Origin of the sequence: Leptothoe sp. LEGE 181152 (genome assembly GCF_032906605.1) — a bacterium.
GTDB lineage: Bacteria > Cyanobacteriota > Cyanobacteriia > Phormidesmidales > Phormidesmidaceae > Leptothoe > Leptothoe turfae.
Window position 1 is genome coordinate 90950 of sequence record NZ_JASATU010000031.1, and the last position, 17680, is coordinate 108629.

At 48.1% G+C, this 17680-nt stretch carries 12 protein-coding genes; 8 read left to right on the top strand and 4 right to left on the bottom strand.

What is annotated here, in order from left to right:
- Positions 1-224: 224 nt before the first annotated feature.
- Complete coding sequence (locus tag QGP82_RS17125) at positions 225-1028, bottom strand: SDR family NAD(P)-dependent oxidoreductase (protein ID WP_499060440.1); 804 nt, start codon at positions 1026-1028, stop codon at positions 225-227.
- A gap of 1070 nt (positions 1029-2098) precedes the next feature.
- On the opposite strand from QGP82_RS17125, the gene QGP82_RS17130 reads away from it, so the two are divergent.
- A complete protein-coding gene (locus QGP82_RS17130; RefSeq protein WP_163666997.1) occupies positions 2099-3898 on the top strand; it encodes a tetratricopeptide repeat protein in 1800 nt (599 codons plus the stop codon).
- A 16-nt stretch (positions 3899-3914) separates the two neighbouring features.
- On the opposite strand, the gene QGP82_RS17135 is transcribed toward QGP82_RS17130, so the two are convergent.
- Positions 3915-4964 carry a Rieske 2Fe-2S domain-containing protein gene (locus tag QGP82_RS17135; protein ID WP_499060442.1) on the bottom strand — a complete coding sequence of 350 codons (1050 nt, stop codon included), beginning with the start codon at positions 4962-4964 and terminating at the stop codon, positions 3915-3917.
- A gap of 325 nt (positions 4965-5289) precedes the next feature.
- Here QGP82_RS17135 and QGP82_RS17140 point away from each other — a divergent pair, with 325 nt between their 5' ends.
- The 5 genes from QGP82_RS17140 to QGP82_RS17160 all read left to right on the top strand — a co-directional run bounded on the left by QGP82_RS17140 (position 5290) and on the right by QGP82_RS17160 (position 12236).
- Positions 5290-6045, top strand: a complete 756-nt coding sequence (locus tag QGP82_RS17140; protein WP_163667001.1) for an LmeA family phospholipid-binding protein — start codon at positions 5290-5292, stop codon at positions 6043-6045.
- A gap of 433 nt (positions 6046-6478) precedes the next feature.
- A complete protein-coding gene (locus tag QGP82_RS17145; protein WP_250565066.1) occupies positions 6479-6811 on the top strand; it encodes a hypothetical protein in 333 nt (110 codons plus the stop codon).
- 970 nt (positions 6812-7781) lie between these two features.
- Positions 7782-7997 carry a DUF2811 domain-containing protein gene (locus QGP82_RS17150; RefSeq protein ID WP_163667003.1) on the top strand — a complete coding sequence of 72 codons (216 nt, stop codon included), beginning with the start codon at positions 7782-7784 and terminating at the stop codon, positions 7995-7997.
- Positions 7998-8495: 498 nt separating this feature from the next.
- Positions 8496-9686, top strand: a complete 1191-nt coding sequence (locus tag QGP82_RS17155; RefSeq protein WP_163667005.1) for an NAD(P)/FAD-dependent oxidoreductase — start codon at positions 8496-8498, stop codon at positions 9684-9686.
- Positions 9687-10034: 348 nt separating this feature from the next.
- Complete coding sequence (locus QGP82_RS17160; RefSeq protein WP_499060445.1) at positions 10035-12236, top strand: phosphoketolase family protein; 2202 nt, start codon at positions 10035-10037, stop codon at positions 12234-12236.
- 70 nt (positions 12237-12306) lie between these two features.
- Here QGP82_RS17160 and QGP82_RS17165 read toward each other — a convergent pair whose 3' ends face one another.
- Both QGP82_RS17165 and QGP82_RS17170 read right to left on the bottom strand, forming a co-directional pair.
- Positions 12307-13920, bottom strand: coding sequence for a hypothetical protein (locus QGP82_RS17165; protein WP_499060447.1), 1614 nt, complete (start codon positions 13918-13920; stop codon positions 12307-12309).
- Positions 13921-14079: 159 nt separating this feature from the next.
- Complete coding sequence (locus QGP82_RS17170) at positions 14080-14577, bottom strand: YHS domain-containing (seleno)protein (protein ID WP_499060449.1); 498 nt, start codon at positions 14575-14577, stop codon at positions 14080-14082.
- A gap of 329 nt (positions 14578-14906) precedes the next feature.
- Between QGP82_RS17170 and QGP82_RS17175 the strand changes: the two genes are divergently transcribed.
- The gene (locus QGP82_RS17175) at positions 14907-16247 is read left to right on the top strand and encodes an SWIM zinc finger family protein (protein ID WP_499060451.1); all 1341 of its coding nucleotides are present in this window, start codon (positions 14907-14909) and stop codon (positions 16245-16247) included.
- A 2-nt stretch (positions 16248-16249) separates the two neighbouring features.
- Positions 16250-17560: a DUF5691 domain-containing protein gene (locus QGP82_RS17180; RefSeq protein ID WP_499060453.1), complete on the top strand. Its 1311-nt coding sequence runs from the start codon at positions 16250-16252 to the stop codon at positions 17558-17560.
- Positions 17561-17680: the final 120 nt, after the last annotated feature.

The following is a 17680-nucleotide window of genomic DNA, read 5'->3' on the forward strand; positions in this document are numbered from 1 at the left end:
CAAAGGTCTGTAAGCTTCAGCCAAGCTTAGGTACCTGACTTAACTATGGGTAAAATTTAGAAACTTAATAAATAAACAAACTTTCTTGAAATAAGAATTTTATAGCTTGCTTTACTTGAAAAATGCCCCAGGCAGTTGGTCATAAAAAATACCTGGGGTATGGGACAAAATACGTATAGATACGCATGCAAAAGGGCAACGTGTTTGAGGCAAATATCAGCGATTTATACCCTTTTGGGTCTGGGATATGTCGGCGCAGCTTGAGTCGGATTAGACAGCCGGATGATGGCATCCATTGCTTGGGGTAAAAATCGGTGAAACCATAAAGCCATATGGCTTTGCCAGCCAATAGCAATTTCTGAATTGCGGCTTTTTAGGCCAGTTATGAGGCCTTGGGCAACTTCTTCAGTGCTGAGGGGAAGTACCCAACGAAACAAGTTAAACTCTTGCACCATGTCAGTGTCCGTCAGAGAAGGTAGCAGTGTGACCACACGGACGTTATGGGCAGCTAATTCGTGGCGAAGGGCTTGGGTGAAGCCAACAATGGCAAACTTGGTAGCTGAATACGTGGCCATCGTCGGTGCAGCCACCTTACCCATAAGGCTAGAGACGTTAACAATGGTGCCCTGTCGACGAGATGCCATCCGTCGTCCGACAAGCCAGGTAACTGTATATAGTCCCATCAAGTTGGTCGATAGTTCAGTGTGAGCTTGCCCGAGGGGGGTTTTTAGAAAGTTAGATTGGTAGGCAACACCGGCACAGTTGACCAGTAGGTCAAATGGCCCATAGTCTTTCCATGCTTGGGCAACAACAATATTGACTGCTGTTGGCTCGGTCAGATCAACAGAGAGAGGGATACCCTGAGTCCCATACTTACGGAGTTCTGCTGCCACTTCTCTCAATTTCTGAAGATCACGGGCGATAAGTAAAATGTAACCAGAACCTTGTTTGGCGAGTTCAATAGCAATTGCACGGCCAATACCACGTGAGGCTCCGGTTACCAGAGCCGTCTTTCCTTGCATATCCATAATCAAAAAACTCCAAAATGGCCTGGGTTCATATCTTCAACAAGGCAAGTGAACCAGGACTGTACCGATATCTGAATATTATTGAGATGGAAACATAGAGGATTTCATGTATGTATGCTGAAATCCTCTACATGTATAAAGCGTTGCTGATCTTTGGCATAAACCAATTTTGAGCGTCAATTGGTTGTCAGATAAGCTGTGCTAACAGCAGTTACAATCATTCTCCAAATCAGCGACTGCACAGATGAATTGAAAACTAAGCGTGAGCCATGCCCAGAACTAGGGTTTACGACCGCGTAAACTATAGCTTTTCCCATGGGAGTGGTTTGGTCATGATGCATGGGTGATCATTTCAAACTGCATCACGAACAATTCATGGGTCACACCTTAGCAATTAGAAACAATAGCTGCAACATTTATTTAACAAGAGCATGACATTCCAGAAAAAGTATAGAGGTTATCTTAGTTGAATTCCTTGCTACATAAAGGATTGCCGAATTTCCAGAAACTTGAGAAGTTCTCTGACTAATGAGTTGAGAGGGGGAACCCCTAGTGTTAGAAGCCTGAGTAAATATGCGGATATATCGAATTTATCGATAGCGCATTATATGGGAACAAGACTTGTTATCAGGGTGCAGCCCTTGATGTGTCATCACAATAGGGTGATCATGATCATTGCTGTTCAATTTTTTGATGCTCAATTTTTCCTAAAGGGAAGAGTGTCCTTTCGTAAGTAACGTAGATTGGGTTGAGAGCACGAAACCCAACATCACCAAAATTTAAGTAGCAATGTTGGCTATGGAGAATTTAGGAGAGAGGTTGGCATAGTTTGATCCAATCCCACACTATATATGGCGATTTACCATAATTTCCGATAGGCGTGCGGCAATGTTGAGTTAAAGACGTTTGGGTTGGCAGAGAGAGATATTGGTGTAGGTGTAACCCAATCTACGGTTTATGTTTTGCAGGCGATCTTTATATAAAGGGTAACTAATGCCCAAACAATGACATGACTTGGGTTCAATCGTTATCCTAAGGGGGATTCCCGTTGTTATACTCCCGGTTAGCCTATGTCCCTTAATTCTGGTAATTCCGTTGTCGCTCAATGCTCTGATCTAATTGAAGGGCTGATTCAGGCTACTCTAAAGGGTAAAATTCGGTCTAAGACTCAAGTGTATCGTCAACTGAAAGATGGTTTACCTGTGGGAAGCGGGGAAATATTTGAGCGCTGTTTGGCGGAACGGATGCAGACGGCGGAGCAGGATAAATCGCTAAAAGGGCCTCGAATTGTGCGTGCCCTAAAAATGGTGCAGGGGGAATGGGCGAATTTACAAAAAACACGGCAGGTTGAGGAAAAAGTGTCGTCGGTGACGGCTCAGCTTTCGTCAGCTGTTGGGGAAGACCAACTCGATACGTTACTTAAACTGTTGGATCCTAATCAAGATCAGCCACCCACTCGTGATCAGCTGCAACAGCTAGCCCAGTCTTTACAGGCTGAAAGCAATAGGACTTTAGGAAAAGGGATCGAGTCTGGACTAGCGGCTTTTAGACAATTGGAAGGAGAACTGGTTAGTTGGTTATATGAAGCGGGGGATAAAGATATTGGTTTTGGCTCAGAGCAACGCCGTGGTCCCTGGCAATATTGGGCAAAGCGGCTAGAGTCTCCTGTCGCTCAGCAGCTGTTTGATGCTTTGGCAAAAGGAGAGTCAGTCACTTCTCTAGCAGAGGGATGGAGCCGACTAGATGAGAGTAGTTGGGTGCAGCTAGCGATTTTGTTGCACTATCTCAAACGGGGATTAGTGAAGTGGTTTGATCAACAACCTTATAATGTAAAACTTGGCAAAAAACTCTCCTACTCTACATTTTTGATTTTTGCCAACATTGAAGCTAGTTTGGCTCAAGGCTTTCAGGCTAGCCGGCCCCATCTGAGTCGAAGTTCATTTCAGCTGATGCAACAAAGTCTCCGGAGCTTTGCCCAGCGGGATGATTTCCCCTTGTATGGAGGTGTGTTTGCTGCCTTTGATGGGGGATATTTGCAAGATACTTTGGATTATTTTAGTGAACCACTAAAACAGGTGCCGGGTACACAGGAGAAGGCGCGGTTGCTGACATTGTTGGGCTATTCTCAGCGCACATTGGGGCGGTATGAGGCAGCGCTAGAGTTTCATCAAGAGGCTTTAGAGATTTCAACGGCTGCAGGGGATCAGTGCTGTGTGATTGCCAGCTTTAACCATCTGGCCAGGGTGCATGTGCTACAGAAGAATTATGGGGAGGCAAAGAACTTTAGCCAGCGGGCGCTAATTATGGCACGGCAGCAGGGGGATGTTTTGGGGGAAGCAAATGCGCTGGTGAACTATGGCTATAGTGAGGTGTTTGCGGCGCGAGCAATCGATACGCCGGATTTGTCGGTGTATGAGCAGGCAATTGGCTATTTGGAGCGGGGGCGAGACTTGGCAGAAACCCTGGGGGATTTTCAGAGTAAGGCGTTGGCCTATAACAGCATGGGGATTGCCTATAGTATTGCAGGGCAGCCGGGGTTGGCGATCGCAACGTTAGAGCAAGCGTTGCCATTAACCCAGGCGGCAGGAAATGTATATTTGCAGGGGGTAACCTGTACGTATTTGGCGGAGGCACAGCGAGCCTTAGGGAATGTAGAGGCGTCAGTGCTGTATGGAGCGTTAGGGATGTATTTGTTGCATCAAATTGGGTCGTCGGAGTGGCGGCAGGGGGCAGGATTATTGCGAGTGGTATCGGGAGAGTTGGGAGATGAGACGTTTGAGCAAGTATTGCAGAGGCAGCGACGGGGGATTATTCAGTGGATTGGGGTGGATGGGTTTGATTATTTAAGAACGTTGTTGGGAGAGTATTGAGGGTCCCCATGTTGTTTCAGGCTGTATACACTTTGCTGAGACCTAATTTTGCTAGCCCTTTGCGGTACGCAATAGAGGTTTTGTCGGCTTCAATGTGACACTCGGTACGCAGATCTAACGGCAGATCTTCTGGGTACTGGGATTCGACGACTTCTTGATCCTCGGTAAAAATCTGACGGTTAAATTCGTAGACTGGCTCTAGGGGCTGCTCCTGGTCAAAATTGCGGCACAATGGCGAAAATAGCCGAGTCTTGCGCGCCGAAATTGGAGACGGTGCATTCAAAATACAGAGTCGACCGCCTTCAGGAAAATGAACCCTCAGAATAGCGGCAAAGGGTAGAAACACATCAAATACCCGTAGCCATTTAAAGTCTGCCGGAGCTCGATGCTGTAATTCTTTAGGGAAGTTGCTAACTGTGCTGAGATATTCTGCTCGTAAGCCCTGAGACGTTGGCGTCACTGTGTAGGGCGGCACCTCTGGGTTATCACGATCGGCAAAGGCTTCATGGTGTACCCAGGCAAAGTGAGCCACATCGAGAAAGCCTTCCATCTGGCGGCCCACAGCAGCACTAATATCAATGCTATCGGGCAAAATGGGCTGATAATCTGGGCTATCCCACTCCGGCAACTGGGGCATATTGGCGTCGCTGCCATCTCCGCTTAGGGTGGTCCACACCAACCCAAACGCTTCGCGAACGGGGTAGGTTTTAAGACATAGCCGGGCCGGAATACTTGCTTGGGGATTGGCCGGAATTAGCGTACAGGCTCCGCTGGCATTGTAGTGAAAGCCGTGGTACTTGCAGATCAGCTGATCATTATCAATGTGCCCCAGACTCATGGGCACACCACGGTGGAGACAGAGGTCGTTAGCGACGGAAACGCCCTGACTGGTGCGCCAGATAACCAATCGTTGGTCCAATAGGGTGGCAGCGATGGGGCTATCGGTAACGTCGTGACTAAACGCAATGGGGAACCAGAACGGTGCGATCGCATCCCAATCATCATTCAAAAAAGTACATCCACGAGGATAATGACCCGATAATTTATTTATCTCGATTGAAACCATAGCTATCCCGGTCCGTTAAAATTCTATGCTTGGAGCATCGTTTGATTGCCATAGTGGTCAACCGCAACCCCTCTTTCTGTCACCGTTTTAACGATTTTTCCTTGCTATTGTGGCGTATCCTCCCATAGCCCAGGAGCCATTTCATTAATTTGTCCGTATCCATAGACAAAAACTGCACTAAAATCCTTTTAGCCTTCCAATTGCACATATAAGCGAAAAATATCGTTACGCCTGGTTACATTTCTTAAGAAAAGGTACATAATGTAGCTGACCCCTTAAATCTGGTTTCGGCGTCACAGCCATTGAAATCGCTTACTGATCAGGAATGACATCCTTTGTGTTAGGCAACTTACCATTTCCAGGACAGAGCGGTGACCAAGTCGTCAGCAAGGCGGTGAGTACTGCCATTGCTGCTCTGTTTAAACGTACGGGCAAGCTAGAAGCCACTGTGCGAGCTGAGCCTGTAGCTAAACTGCTCCAGGGAAGCGTTGACGGCTTTGATTTCGTTGGCCACAGTATGTTGATGTATAACGGCCTTCGCATTAAGGCGATGGAGCTGTTCGTGCAGGCTGTGTCAATTGATTTTGGCGCTATTTTTAGAGGGCAGGTGCGCATCAAGCAACCCACCCAGGCATCCATGCGCGTTGTGCTGACTGAGGAAGATTTAACCACATCGTTTAATACCCCATTCGTAGTCGAGAAACTGCAACGGATGGAGTTTGAGGGCCAACCCCTTCATTTCAGCAGTACTGAAATGCTACTGAATGATGATAAGACCATCAGCTTATTGAGTCAGGTGCGCATAGGCAGTATCTCGAATTCACCTCAGTTTGTGTCTTTAACGGCTCGTATTGAGGTCTATGACCGTACTAAGCTGGCATTTGTCGATGTGGCCTGTGGTGGCACAGATAAGGACATAGCGTTGGGTAAAGCGATTATTGAACACGTCAATGCTTTGTTAGACCTGGATTCCTTCAGCCTCAGTGGTACTCAGCTGCGTATTGATAAAATCCGTATGCGGAATAAAGAGCTGATTTTCTATGGTGTGGCACACATCAACCAGTTTCCAGGCTGCAAGTAGTTAAGTCCGAAACCAAACTATCTCATAGGAAATTCAAACTACATTCTGGTCTGTTTATATGAGCCAGATTTTGGCAGACCCTGGAATTAGGAACACCCTTACAGGTCGCATCCACTCGATCAGTCGAGCTATTTCTTCAACATCACATCTGTAGCATATTTCTACTACTAAACTTAAATATCTAACCCTTCTTTGATTCAGGTATTTCTGAAAAACCGCAAAATCATTGCAATACACTGATTTTAACCAGATTTAGAAGCTTGTTGACTAGCCTCTGGAATCTGTGACGATGATCACTATTTTTCCTCAGCCAAGCTCAGAAAGCCCTTACGAAACCTTCAGTTACCCGTCAGATAAGGTTCAGCTAGGCCCGGCATCCTGGTAATCAATGGAGCAAATAAATAATTCATTGATTTATCAGGGAGCATCAACCATGAAACGCACACGTCTTTCCGCTTTGACTGTTCTGGTTGCATCCGCTGCCCACTGGTCAGTCAACGCTAGCACTCTCGCCCCCATTGCTGCCGCTGCTGAACCCACCAGTTTCAATCTGCAACAGCAACGCCTTGAGGCACTCGATCACCGCACCAAGACCACGGTTCATCACAAAATTCAGGTTGAATATCTCAACAATCAGACAAAAACCATCGAAGCCATCCAAGTGGCTCGTCTGGACGCCCAAGATGATCGAACCAAGGCCATTGAAAATATTCAAACAGAACGGCTAAACGCCCTAGACGCTAGCACTAAAACCGTAGTCCGCTAATGGATACGACTGCCTTATCAAGTTTGGGTGCCCGGTGCAAACTCCGTTTATCGGTGAAGCTTTATTCCCAGGGCACTCTTTCCTCTCCCAACAACCTTCACACACCAACCCAAGCCTCTGTCATACCGACAGAGGCTTTTTCATGTGATCAAACACACAAGGAAAAACAAAAAAGATCACAAAAACCTTTTAGGAATATAGCTGAAGGAGCCTGTTTATATATACAGAGCACCACTGAGCTCTCCTTATCTCTCCTAATCCTTTAAACAGCAAAGTCCATTGCCCCTGGCAGCGATGTCAGGGATTTTTTTAGATAATCGCCAGAATAACTCGCAGCTAGTGCCCTGGCCAGGTAAAGCGACTCGTCGAAACTGACCACCCAACCGTTTTCGCTAATACTAAATCTGTTACGCGCTAATAGATGTCTACGCTATAGACGTCAATACAACACAGCCCTATAGGTATCCGAACACACAAAAATTCTTATAACATCCATTTTTTAAGGCTTTATATTTCTAAAAAAAATTAAAAGTTATTGGAATAATTCAGAAATATACATTTCTTAATAAAAAAGGATGTTTTCCACAGGTTTCTCCACAAGTTTTCCACAGGTTGGGATAAGTTCTCCCCAGATAGGAACCAAAGTCATGCAAATTCAAAACATCTGTGGAAAACGTCCAATTGACCAGAATCAATTCGTTTGAGTAACTGCATGTAAACAAAAGAACAGCTCAACCCTAATCATCTCGTTAGGCCAAAATCTTCTTAGAAAAATCTAAAGAGTGGGGAGCATTGCTAATTTCTGAGAGCTCCTGCACAATAAAGCTCCACTGACCTAAGTGACCTAGTGATTCTTCTTCTGAGCACTGTCTTCAGGGTGCGGCTAGCATTTGCGTTAGCCATGACAGTCCCTTGAATACTAGGTACTAGTTTGTCATACCTATATCTTCTTGAAGGAGCTTTAAATCTGATGCCCCCAGTTACAGCCCCTGTTACTGTCACCCTTATGGTAGAGATTCCAGAAGATTTGCATCTATCGATCAAAGACTATTTAGATACCCATGAAATGTGGAGTCAGGAACGGATGATGCAAGCTGCTCTATCCTTGTTTCTGCTACAGAATGGCGTAAATCACCCCCATATCAATCGACTCTACCTAGATAGCCTATTTGGCTATACCGCCTAATAGTGATGCGATAGCCATCGCAGTCTTATTTACCTGTTGAGTTTCACTCTAGTAAAAAAGTCTCTGGCCAATTGGCCAGAGACTTTTTATGTCTTTGGTGGGAGGGCTAACCATGAAAGTCAAGAGTTCTCTAACCAACAAAATTTTGTTGTCTTAGAGTCTCTACTAACATAAAAGCATTGGCAAACTGTTACTGCTATGCATGGGTTATGTCCTGGTTAGGATCAAGCCATAACTAACTTCCAAGAGTAAATGCTGAATATGACGGTCCATGGAACGTCTGTACATCCAAAATTTGGAGGTTAATTGATTTTGCTTACTTAGATGCTTCCTTAGAGTAGATGCGCTGAAGAGGGACCTAAAGATGAACCCTAATGACTCAGACCAGTGGCTCAAACCAAGTGTTAAATTTTGAATGGGTGATCAACAGGTAAATGCTTGATTTCAGATTTTAGATTTTGAGTGAGTGGTTGAAACAAGCAAGCTGAGGGATGCTGAATGGAGACGTTTGATTGGATCGTAATCGGCAATGGACTAGCAGGTGCAGCCCTCAGCTATGAGTTAGCTAAGTTAGGACAATCGGTATTACTAGTGGATGATGGTAATCCAGACAGTGCCACTCGCTGTAGCTATGGGGGAATTGCCTATTGGTCAGGCACAGATGCCACTACTAAACAGCTTTGTAAAGCGGGCATTGAACGCCATCGTCAGCTATCAGATGAGCTGGGTAGAGCAACGGAGTTTCGAGAACTCGATCTACTGCTTACATTTGCACCTGGTGTGGATAGCACAGAGTTGGAAGAGCAGTATAGTCGGTTTGCGATCGCACCCCACTTAATCACACCTCAAGAGGCCCAAGCCCTTGAACCCCAACTCAAAATTGATGCCATTGGCGGAGCTTTCACCGTCAAGCATGGCCATGTCAACCCGATTAACACCTTAGAGGCCCTCAATCAGGCCTTTCGCTGTCTGGGAGGACAACAACTTATAGCATCAGTCACTGGCTTAGTACGGATCAACGATCGAGTCACTGGCATAACCACACCGACCCAGGCCTATGCCGCAGGGAACATTGCCGTGGCCGCTGGAGGCTACAGCCGACGATTACTCAAAAACTCACAGCTTGCCGTTCCGCTATATCACACCCATGCAGAAATTGTTGCTTTACCCACCGTCGAGCAGCCCCTACGTACCTTGATCATGCCTGCGGTAGCCAATCGGTTTGAGGCTGAAGCCAAAGCCAGTGACCCAGTCACTGACGGTCTCTGGGATGGCCCCCCCTATGAAATTGCCCCCCCGATTTTGGATACAGGAGTAATTCAATTTTTAGATAAGTCAACCTATATCGGTCAAATCAGTCGGTTTCGCACAGATTTGGTAACAAACTCCATTGATGCGGCCCAAAGTGACGCTAAAATGCGTCAAGCTATCACTGCTCAGTTGCCCTGTTTGAGAGACATCCCGGGCCGCTGGCGACACTGTGTAGTCACCTTTAGCCGCGACGGACTACCGCTAATTGGTCCCATGCCTGGCGTTGCAGGATTACATATTTTCTCTGGCTTTACGAGCCCGTTTGCTATGCTCCTGCCCATTGCCGAGCGATTTGCCCAATGGATCGATAGTGGACAAAAAACGACCCCAGATGGCTTAGTAGAAAAAATGCTCGTCACCCGTTTCGAAAACTCCTAACCCTATCGATACAGCAGCTCATTAATATAGGGTTGCCCTAGTCGGCAACCCTGCCATCTAATGCTGTCTGGGCCAGCAATTGAGAACTACTTGGTAGGTGGTGGCACCGTTATAAAAGCGATACTGGACTCGATCCGTGGTGCCTCTAAGAGCAAAATCAATTAGACAGCATCAAAACAACAACCCATGACATGTCATCATCGTCTGTATTAATCACTGCTTTTATCTATGATCGCTGAGCTTACTATAGAAAATAAGCTATGATTCATGTAAGTCAGCAGGGCTGTAGGCTCCATTGTTGGCATTGATCATTTGCTGCCCATATCTAGTTCAGGGGTTCAAGAGTCCATGACGGTAACTGCTTATGCCACTCCGGCATTCTGTGACGGTATTCAATATTTTGGTGAGGCCCCTGCTGAAATGGCGGCCTACTTAGACACGGCTGCCATTGGTGAAGGGGATGTTGCGATCGCATCCCCCAGTGATCCTAAAGCCGTATATCAGACTGTTCTGGCTGCGGATGCCCTGCGCTATTTAACGCTACAAATGACCGCCAGCAAGCAGTCGGGTCACCCCGGTGGGTTTGCCAGTGTTGCTGATGAGATTGCAGCCCTGATCATGCTCGGCTACAAGAACTTGATTACAGAGGTGGGCCACCATGCCCCTGGTTTCTACAGCACTGTCTTTTTAGACCGCTCGTTAGAAGCCATGGAGATTAAGACGGTCACTCAACTTTGCGATCGCTTCCGCGAAACCCACGGTTTACTGGGCCACTTATCGGGACAGATCCCAGGCCTGTTAAATCCTGCCGGTCCTCTAGGTCAAGGCCAACACTTTGCCATGGCTGGAGCCAAGCTCAACCCAGGCACCCTCTTCCCCGTCACCATTGGTGATGGCGGTTTGGGCGAGCCTTACATCATGAGCAGTATGGCCCACTTCAACACGGCCTATCCCCAGTCCACCAACTTCCTGCCCATCTTGGTGTGGAACGGATTCTCCCAAGAGCACCACAGCATGGTGTCAACCCAGTCCAATGAAGCCATGATTGCCTACTGGCAAGGCAATGGGTTTAAAGACGTGATTTTGGTTGATGCCAAGGATTATGACGATGCCGATCAGCCAGGTCCCTATGTAGACAGCACGGCTTTCTCACTAAAGCAGCGCATGGCCTTTACCCAGGCACTACTAGAAGCGACAGATAAAGCTGCAAAACAAGCACTTTCTGGCACTCTCACCGTTCTCATCGTTAAGCAGCTGAAAGGGGCAGGGGTACACAAGCGTGGCGCTAAGTCCCACAATCTCTATCCCGGAGACACCCTAGACAAAGACTATATTGTCAGCGCTTTGCAAACTCGGGCATTACCTGCTGTTGGGTGGGACTTGGTGCGCACCAACTTTGAGCGGTCCAACGGTGGCCCCAACGTTAAGACGGCGGTTACAGAATCAGAACTTGCTTTAGCAGACTTAGGCCAGCTCCCCCTCAACGAGTTCCCAGTGGGGGGTGATAAACAAGTGGCCACCACTGCCATGGGTTTACTGGTAGGACACGTGGGTCAGCAAGACTCTAACTTTGTTGTCACCAACGCAGATGGCAATGCGGCTTCGGGAATTAACAATATTAACCAGGCCCTGAAGATTGTTCACCCCACCACAGATGATCTGTACTTCCAAGGCCCCAATGGTCAGGTTTATGAGCCCCTAAGCGAAGACGCCTGTGCTGGCATGGCCGCTGCCCAGGCCCTATTCGGGGGCCGTAGTTTATGGTGCTCCTATGAGTCCTTTGTCATTAACGGCTTGCCCATTTGGCAAACTGTCACCCAGGCCATGGCAGAGTTGCGCAGAAATACCCCCTCTACCATCTGTCTGTTTACTGCAGGGGCGCTAGAGCAAGGGCGCAACGGCTGGACCCACCAACGTCCAGAAATTGAAAACTACTTTGCCGCTATGATGCGCAACGGCAATGTGTTTCCCTTGTTTCCTGTTGATGCCAACAGCATTCAAGCTTGTTATGAGTGGGCTGTAGGCACCAGCAATAAAGGTATTACCATTACAGCCAGTAAATCTCCTTTACCCATTCGCACCACGCTGGCTCAGACCCATGAAGCCTTAGAAAGTGGTGCCATTGTTCTTCAAGAAACACCAGGGGAGAAAACTGTTGTCTTTGCCGTTGTGGGCGACATGATGCTGCTACCGGTCATGGAAGCGGCTGAAACCTTAGCTCAAGCTGGCATTGGCTCTAAAGTTGTTGCCCTTGTTAGTCCTAGACGTCTCTATCGTTCCACCGACGTTGCTTGGGAAACCTGCCGCAATGGTGATGGCACATTCTTAAGTGATGAAGACTTTGCCACTCTATTTGCAGGCGATGCTCTGTTGGGTGTCACTGGTGGCTCTAGCGCCATGTTGGAGCCGGTTATTCTACGCAGCACGCTACCCCGTGATGTGATGGCATGGAAGCGTGGTGAAACAACAGCCAACGCTGGTCAGCTGTTTGCCTTTAATGGGTTAACGGCAGAAGCATTGGTACACCGGGCAAAATCCCTAACGGCTTAAGGGAGGGATTAGTAAACATGGATCGGGGAGGAAGGTCTTCCTCCCCGGCCTGAAAGGGATTGATTACGGTTTACTTGCTCGCATATACCCGATAGCGAGGATTTTCATACGCCACTGGTAAATCGACAAGATGTTCAGCATTCGTGACAGCATAATGACTTTCGTACTTGTCCATCAGGGCCTTTATTTGGGTGGCATCTAAGTTGTTGTAGGCTACAGTCAGATCGTTGCGGATAAGACGGCGAGTATCTTTACGCAGGTCGACATAACTCAGCAGATCGATACCGCCACCTAGCTCCGTAATGCGGGTAAACCAGGCATCAACATCTGCAGATGAAGCACTGGGAACAAATCGAAACTTAGCCACTGATGGATGATCAGAAAGCCAGGGTAAAGCACTCAGATCAACCGGAGATGAGACAACAACGTCACCATCAGGCACATGTTGTTTAAGCCAGTTAGCCGTGGCAATCATTTCGGGATTTACGCCTTGGGCTTTGCTAGGAAAGGTTTGCAAAGCCATGCCCTTGTCATAAAACCGGGTGGCCTCAACACCAAAGCCAAAGAGAATTACCAAAGTAATTGCGATCGCACCCATGGGATACCGAAACAACAGCTGTTCTAGAGCCAACGCCAAAAAGAAACCCGTGCCTAACGCCAGCATCAAGTCGCCAACACGAAACGGGTAATATTGCAGAATTTGGCCATTGCTATCAAACGGAGCCACTAATAGACCCGCGCCAAACAAGATGAGCGTACACAGAATAAAGCACACAAAGTCTGCACGATGCTTGGCAATGGTCTTGTCTTGCGGTGTTTGTTTGGGGTGCGATCTCAAAACATAAACAACACAGCCTGTAAAAACCAGCAAATAAGCCAGCAAATATAACCACTCATCCTGGGGCCAGGCAAAGGGGTTCACATGATGGGGGTTACGCAAAAAAGAATAGATATAGGACGGAGAGACTCCCCCCCCTTCAACCGGTCTTAGCAACTGGGTGAAAACAGCTATCCAGGCAAAGATCCCCGTCACCAGATAAATGGGAACTGCCGCCAACCAACGGCGGCCATCCAGCAAAACCTTGGGCTGACGCCATAACAGCCACAACAAAATAGCAATGGATGCCCAGCCACCCACCAACGCATGGAATGATGCAGCAATCCCTAACAACGCCACCATGCGCAAATATCGACCGGAAAACATGGCCGACAGTGCCATAAAAATAGCGCTATAGGCAAAAATCTTAGGTTCAATGCTGCCCATTAACCACTCACCAGCGATTACCCCTTGAGGTCTACGCACATAAACAAACAGACCAATGGCCACCAGCAGGGTTAGCAAACGAATCTCCAGACCGCGTGCTAGGGTCCAAAGGCCAATCGCTAGGGCAAGATAGCCCAGAATCCGTCCAATGATGGATGTGGCTAAAAATCCAACCGTCGCTGTGAGGTGACCAAATAAAAGCTGAAACAGCAGTCGATAACCGGATGGCTCACTGTAGTAAATATCGTTTGCCAGCCAGGTGGGGTCTGCAAAATGACGAGCCATGGGCAAATGATGTAACTCATTGACCGAGCCCATATTGCGAATAAATAAAAACTTGAGACACAGAAACAGCGTAATGGTGGCAACGGGCAGTACCCAGGTTTGGATCGCAGACTGTTTTTGACTCAAAGAATTCACAGGTATCTCAATTGAACAAGCTCACCTGAAATCCTACAGTCTCAGGCGGCGTCAGTGTAACACTCCCCTCTGAATACATTGGCTAGCCGTTACCCCGTTGGCTTCGACTTCGCTCAGCCAACGGGGTATCAGTAACTGCTGAGCGAAGTCGAAGCAGCCTTAGTTCGCTAGCACACCAGGCCAGTTGGTATCAGCTTTGGCAATGTAACCAGGAATATCCTTAGCCCAACGCTGTTGAATCTTGTCATTGTAGTTCAGATATAGTTTGCCATCGACAATCTTCCAGGCTGTGGGTTCAATGGGTGCCGTGTTACCCTGGCTGACAGCATAGGCGCAGAAACCACCATACTGGGGAGCATATTCCTCAGGGTTAGCGGCAAACAGATCGCGGTTCTCTGCTGACGCAAACTGCCAGGTTGCACCTTCCCAATCATGGGTAAATTCTTCACTACCCGGCGTATAGTCACCCTCAGTAAAGTAAGCCACGGGATCGGCTCCACGAATCGCAACATTATCTTCAGCAAATACGGCATAGGTGGGTGCTGCAGCCTGTTCGGTGCCCGCTGGAGCCGTCGTAGATGTAGTAGTGGATGTGGCACAGCTAGCCAACAGCATTGTGCTAGCAAGGGCTAGAGGAAGCAGAATTGAGCGTTTCATCGCACAGTGAACTAAGGGTCACTTCAATTAATACGCACTCAACCTGAAAACCGACTGAGAAATATAACTTAATTGGCTGAAGTTCTGGGTTATTAGGTATTGGTTATTAGTTGTCTGTCGATTTTGCCAGTGGGCATTGGAGAGTAAAAAGGTCTGACAGTCCCTGACTGAGGCAATGGATTAGTAACCTTCATAGTTAGCAGGCTGTCAGCTAACTCTTTATCGACTGCTGTGGTTAATCGTATGGGCATACTTTTTTTCAGTAATATTGGCCCATTAAGTACATTTGAACTAATATAATTGCAGTCTGGTGAGGCAGTAGCGGCAGTATGGCTGGAGCATGGACATCTGAGCAAGTGCTGGCACTGTCGCCAGATGCGGGTTCCACAAAGCGGGGGAAATCCTTGGCCAATGTGTCAAAGTGGTCATTGCTGGGTCATGCGGAGCAGGCTGTGTGGGGTGAGTGCAAGGGCAGTGGTAAAAAGCCCTATCGCACTCAGATTGACCTGAGCGAACCGGCCTTTCGCTGCAGTTGTCCTAGCCGCAAGTTTCCTTGTAAACATGCATTGGGTTTGTTTCTGCTCCTGGTAGAGCAGCTTGAAGCGTTTGGCAACGATCCTCCCCCCGATTGGGTAACTGAGTGGTTAGAAAAACGCGCTCAAACAGCAAACCGTCAGCAAATTAAGCACAAGAAAGCGGCGGCGGATCCGGCAGCCCAGGCTAAGCGAGCCGAAAAAAGAGCGGCAAAAGTTGAAGCTGGACTAGAGGACTTAACTCAGTGGTTAGAGGATATTATTCGCCAGGGTCTGGCGGCTTTGCCAAACCAGCCCTACAGCTTTTGGGATCAGGCGGCAGCTAGGTTAGTGGATGCTCAAGCACCAGGATTAGCCCGACGAGTACGCAGTCTAGGTAGCATTCCCCATTCAGGCCAAGGTTGGCCCGAGCGCATGTTAAAGGCACTGGGGCAGTTGCATCTGCTGGTGGAGAGTTATGGCAGATTAGATAGTTTGACACCCGCAATGCAGGCGGAGGTGCGATCGCAAATTGGCTGGCCCCAAACCCAAGATGACTTGCGGCTGCGGGTGGAAAAAGCGGATCCGCTGGTGGACTGTGTTGCTGACACCTGGCAAATTCTGGGCAAAGTTGTGATTGAAGAAGACAAGTTGCAAATGCAGCGTACCTGGCTGTGGGGTTCTGAGAATCAAAAATCTGCCCTCGTGCTGAACTTTGCCCATGGGCGACAGCCACTGGATGTCAGCCTGATACCAGGCAGCAGTTTCAGCGGTAACTTAATTTTTTATCCAGGAACTGGGCTACAGCGTGCTTTTATAGACCTGCGGGAAAACACCACCGCCCAAGTACCACCGCCCACTGGAAACACCATTGCAGCTGCCATCGGTCACTATGCCCACAGCCTCAGTCAAAATCCCTGGCTAGAGAGATTTCCCCTAACCCTGGCCCAGGTTTGGCCTCTCCCCAGAGAAGATAGCTGGTGGTTACGAGATGCAGCCAGGAAAGTTCTCCCCATTGCACCCGGGTTTCAACGCGGGTGGGAGTTATTGGCCTTAAGCGGTGGCTATCCGCTAACGGTCTTTGGCGAGTGGAATGGCAGCACATTTCTGCCCCTCAGTCTTTGGTCTGGGCAGCAATTTCACCCATTAGGAGACTGACAATGGAATACTGGAAAACCCTCTTAAACACCGCCTTAATCGGCACCGATCGTCAGTCTCCTAATCCTCCTAAAACGGTAGATACACTGACGACGGCCCTGGGTCAACTCAATTGGCAACAGCCTGAGCGCTCTATCTTGTCAGCAGCTGGTGCTATAGCTCTCTATCAACAGGTGGGGCAACTACCGATAACGGTAGATTGGGCATTACTAGACCCCTGTGCTGATGAAGATTTACCCTGCTGTTCTGCTCAAACCGCCAGACATTTAAATACTATCTTGACCGAACATCCAGCCATCATGCCGGAATTGTTGAGGCTACTCACGCAGGCTCAACAGCGTGTCCCAGAACAGTTGTTGCCTAAACTCCTCCATTTTGGGCGACAACGGTCAGAACTTCGTCCGCAGATTACAGCCGTTATTGGTAAGCGGGGTCAATGGTTGGCCAGACAAAACCCAGCCTGGGAATATGGCTCAACCCAAAGAATGACTGATTTCCATGCAGATTCAGCCGTTTGGCATGAGGGTAGCCGTAGTGAGCGGGCTTTATTTTTACAACAGTGGCGCGAGACAGATGCTGATGCAGCTAGAGAAGCGCTAGAAGCTGTGTGGTCCTCAGAGTTAGCCAAGGATCGAGCAGCCTTAATCTCTTCCCTGGCCTGCAATTTATCCATAGCCGATGAACCTTTTTTAGAAAAAGCACGTTGTGATCGCGCCCAAGCTGTACGCCAACAGACCGTTGGGCTACTGGTAAAACTGCCAGAGTCTCACCTATGTCAGCGCATGGCCGAACGAGTCAGTCAGTTTATATCGCTTCAAGCCAGTACTTCAGAATTAACTATCAAGGTGACTCTCCCGAAAACATTTGAACCGGTGTGGGAAGAGGATGGAATCACATCTAAAACAGTAGCTGGGCTGGGAGAAAAAGCGAGTTGGCTATATCAGATGCTCACCAGTGTATCCCTGCACCATTGGCATGGAAAACCAGCCGCCATTGCCTACGCCATTAAAGAACACCAATGGCAAGACATGCTGCTCAAAGGATGGGGCGTCGCCGCCCTACGCCAACAAAATACGACCTGGGCCAATGCCCTAGTTAAGGAGTTTGACCTGCAACAGATCGATGAACGGTTGTTGTCAGACCTGTTGACATTATTAACGATCGAGCAGCAGGAAACAGCCTTAAGGGAGAAAATACCCAGCCAAAAAGATGACATCATCCATTGGCTACATCAAGTGTCTAGATGTTCTCAGACGTGGAGTTTAGAGTTCAGTCAGCTGGTGTTAGAGAAAATTCTCACGCTAGCTACCTAAATTTAGGCCAAATAAAAGGCACGATGCTCAATGCCGAATCGCTGAACGTATTGCCAAAAGAGGAAAGGTGATGAACCCTTGAAAAACAAACCATCGTTTTTAAGGTGCATCACAATGGAT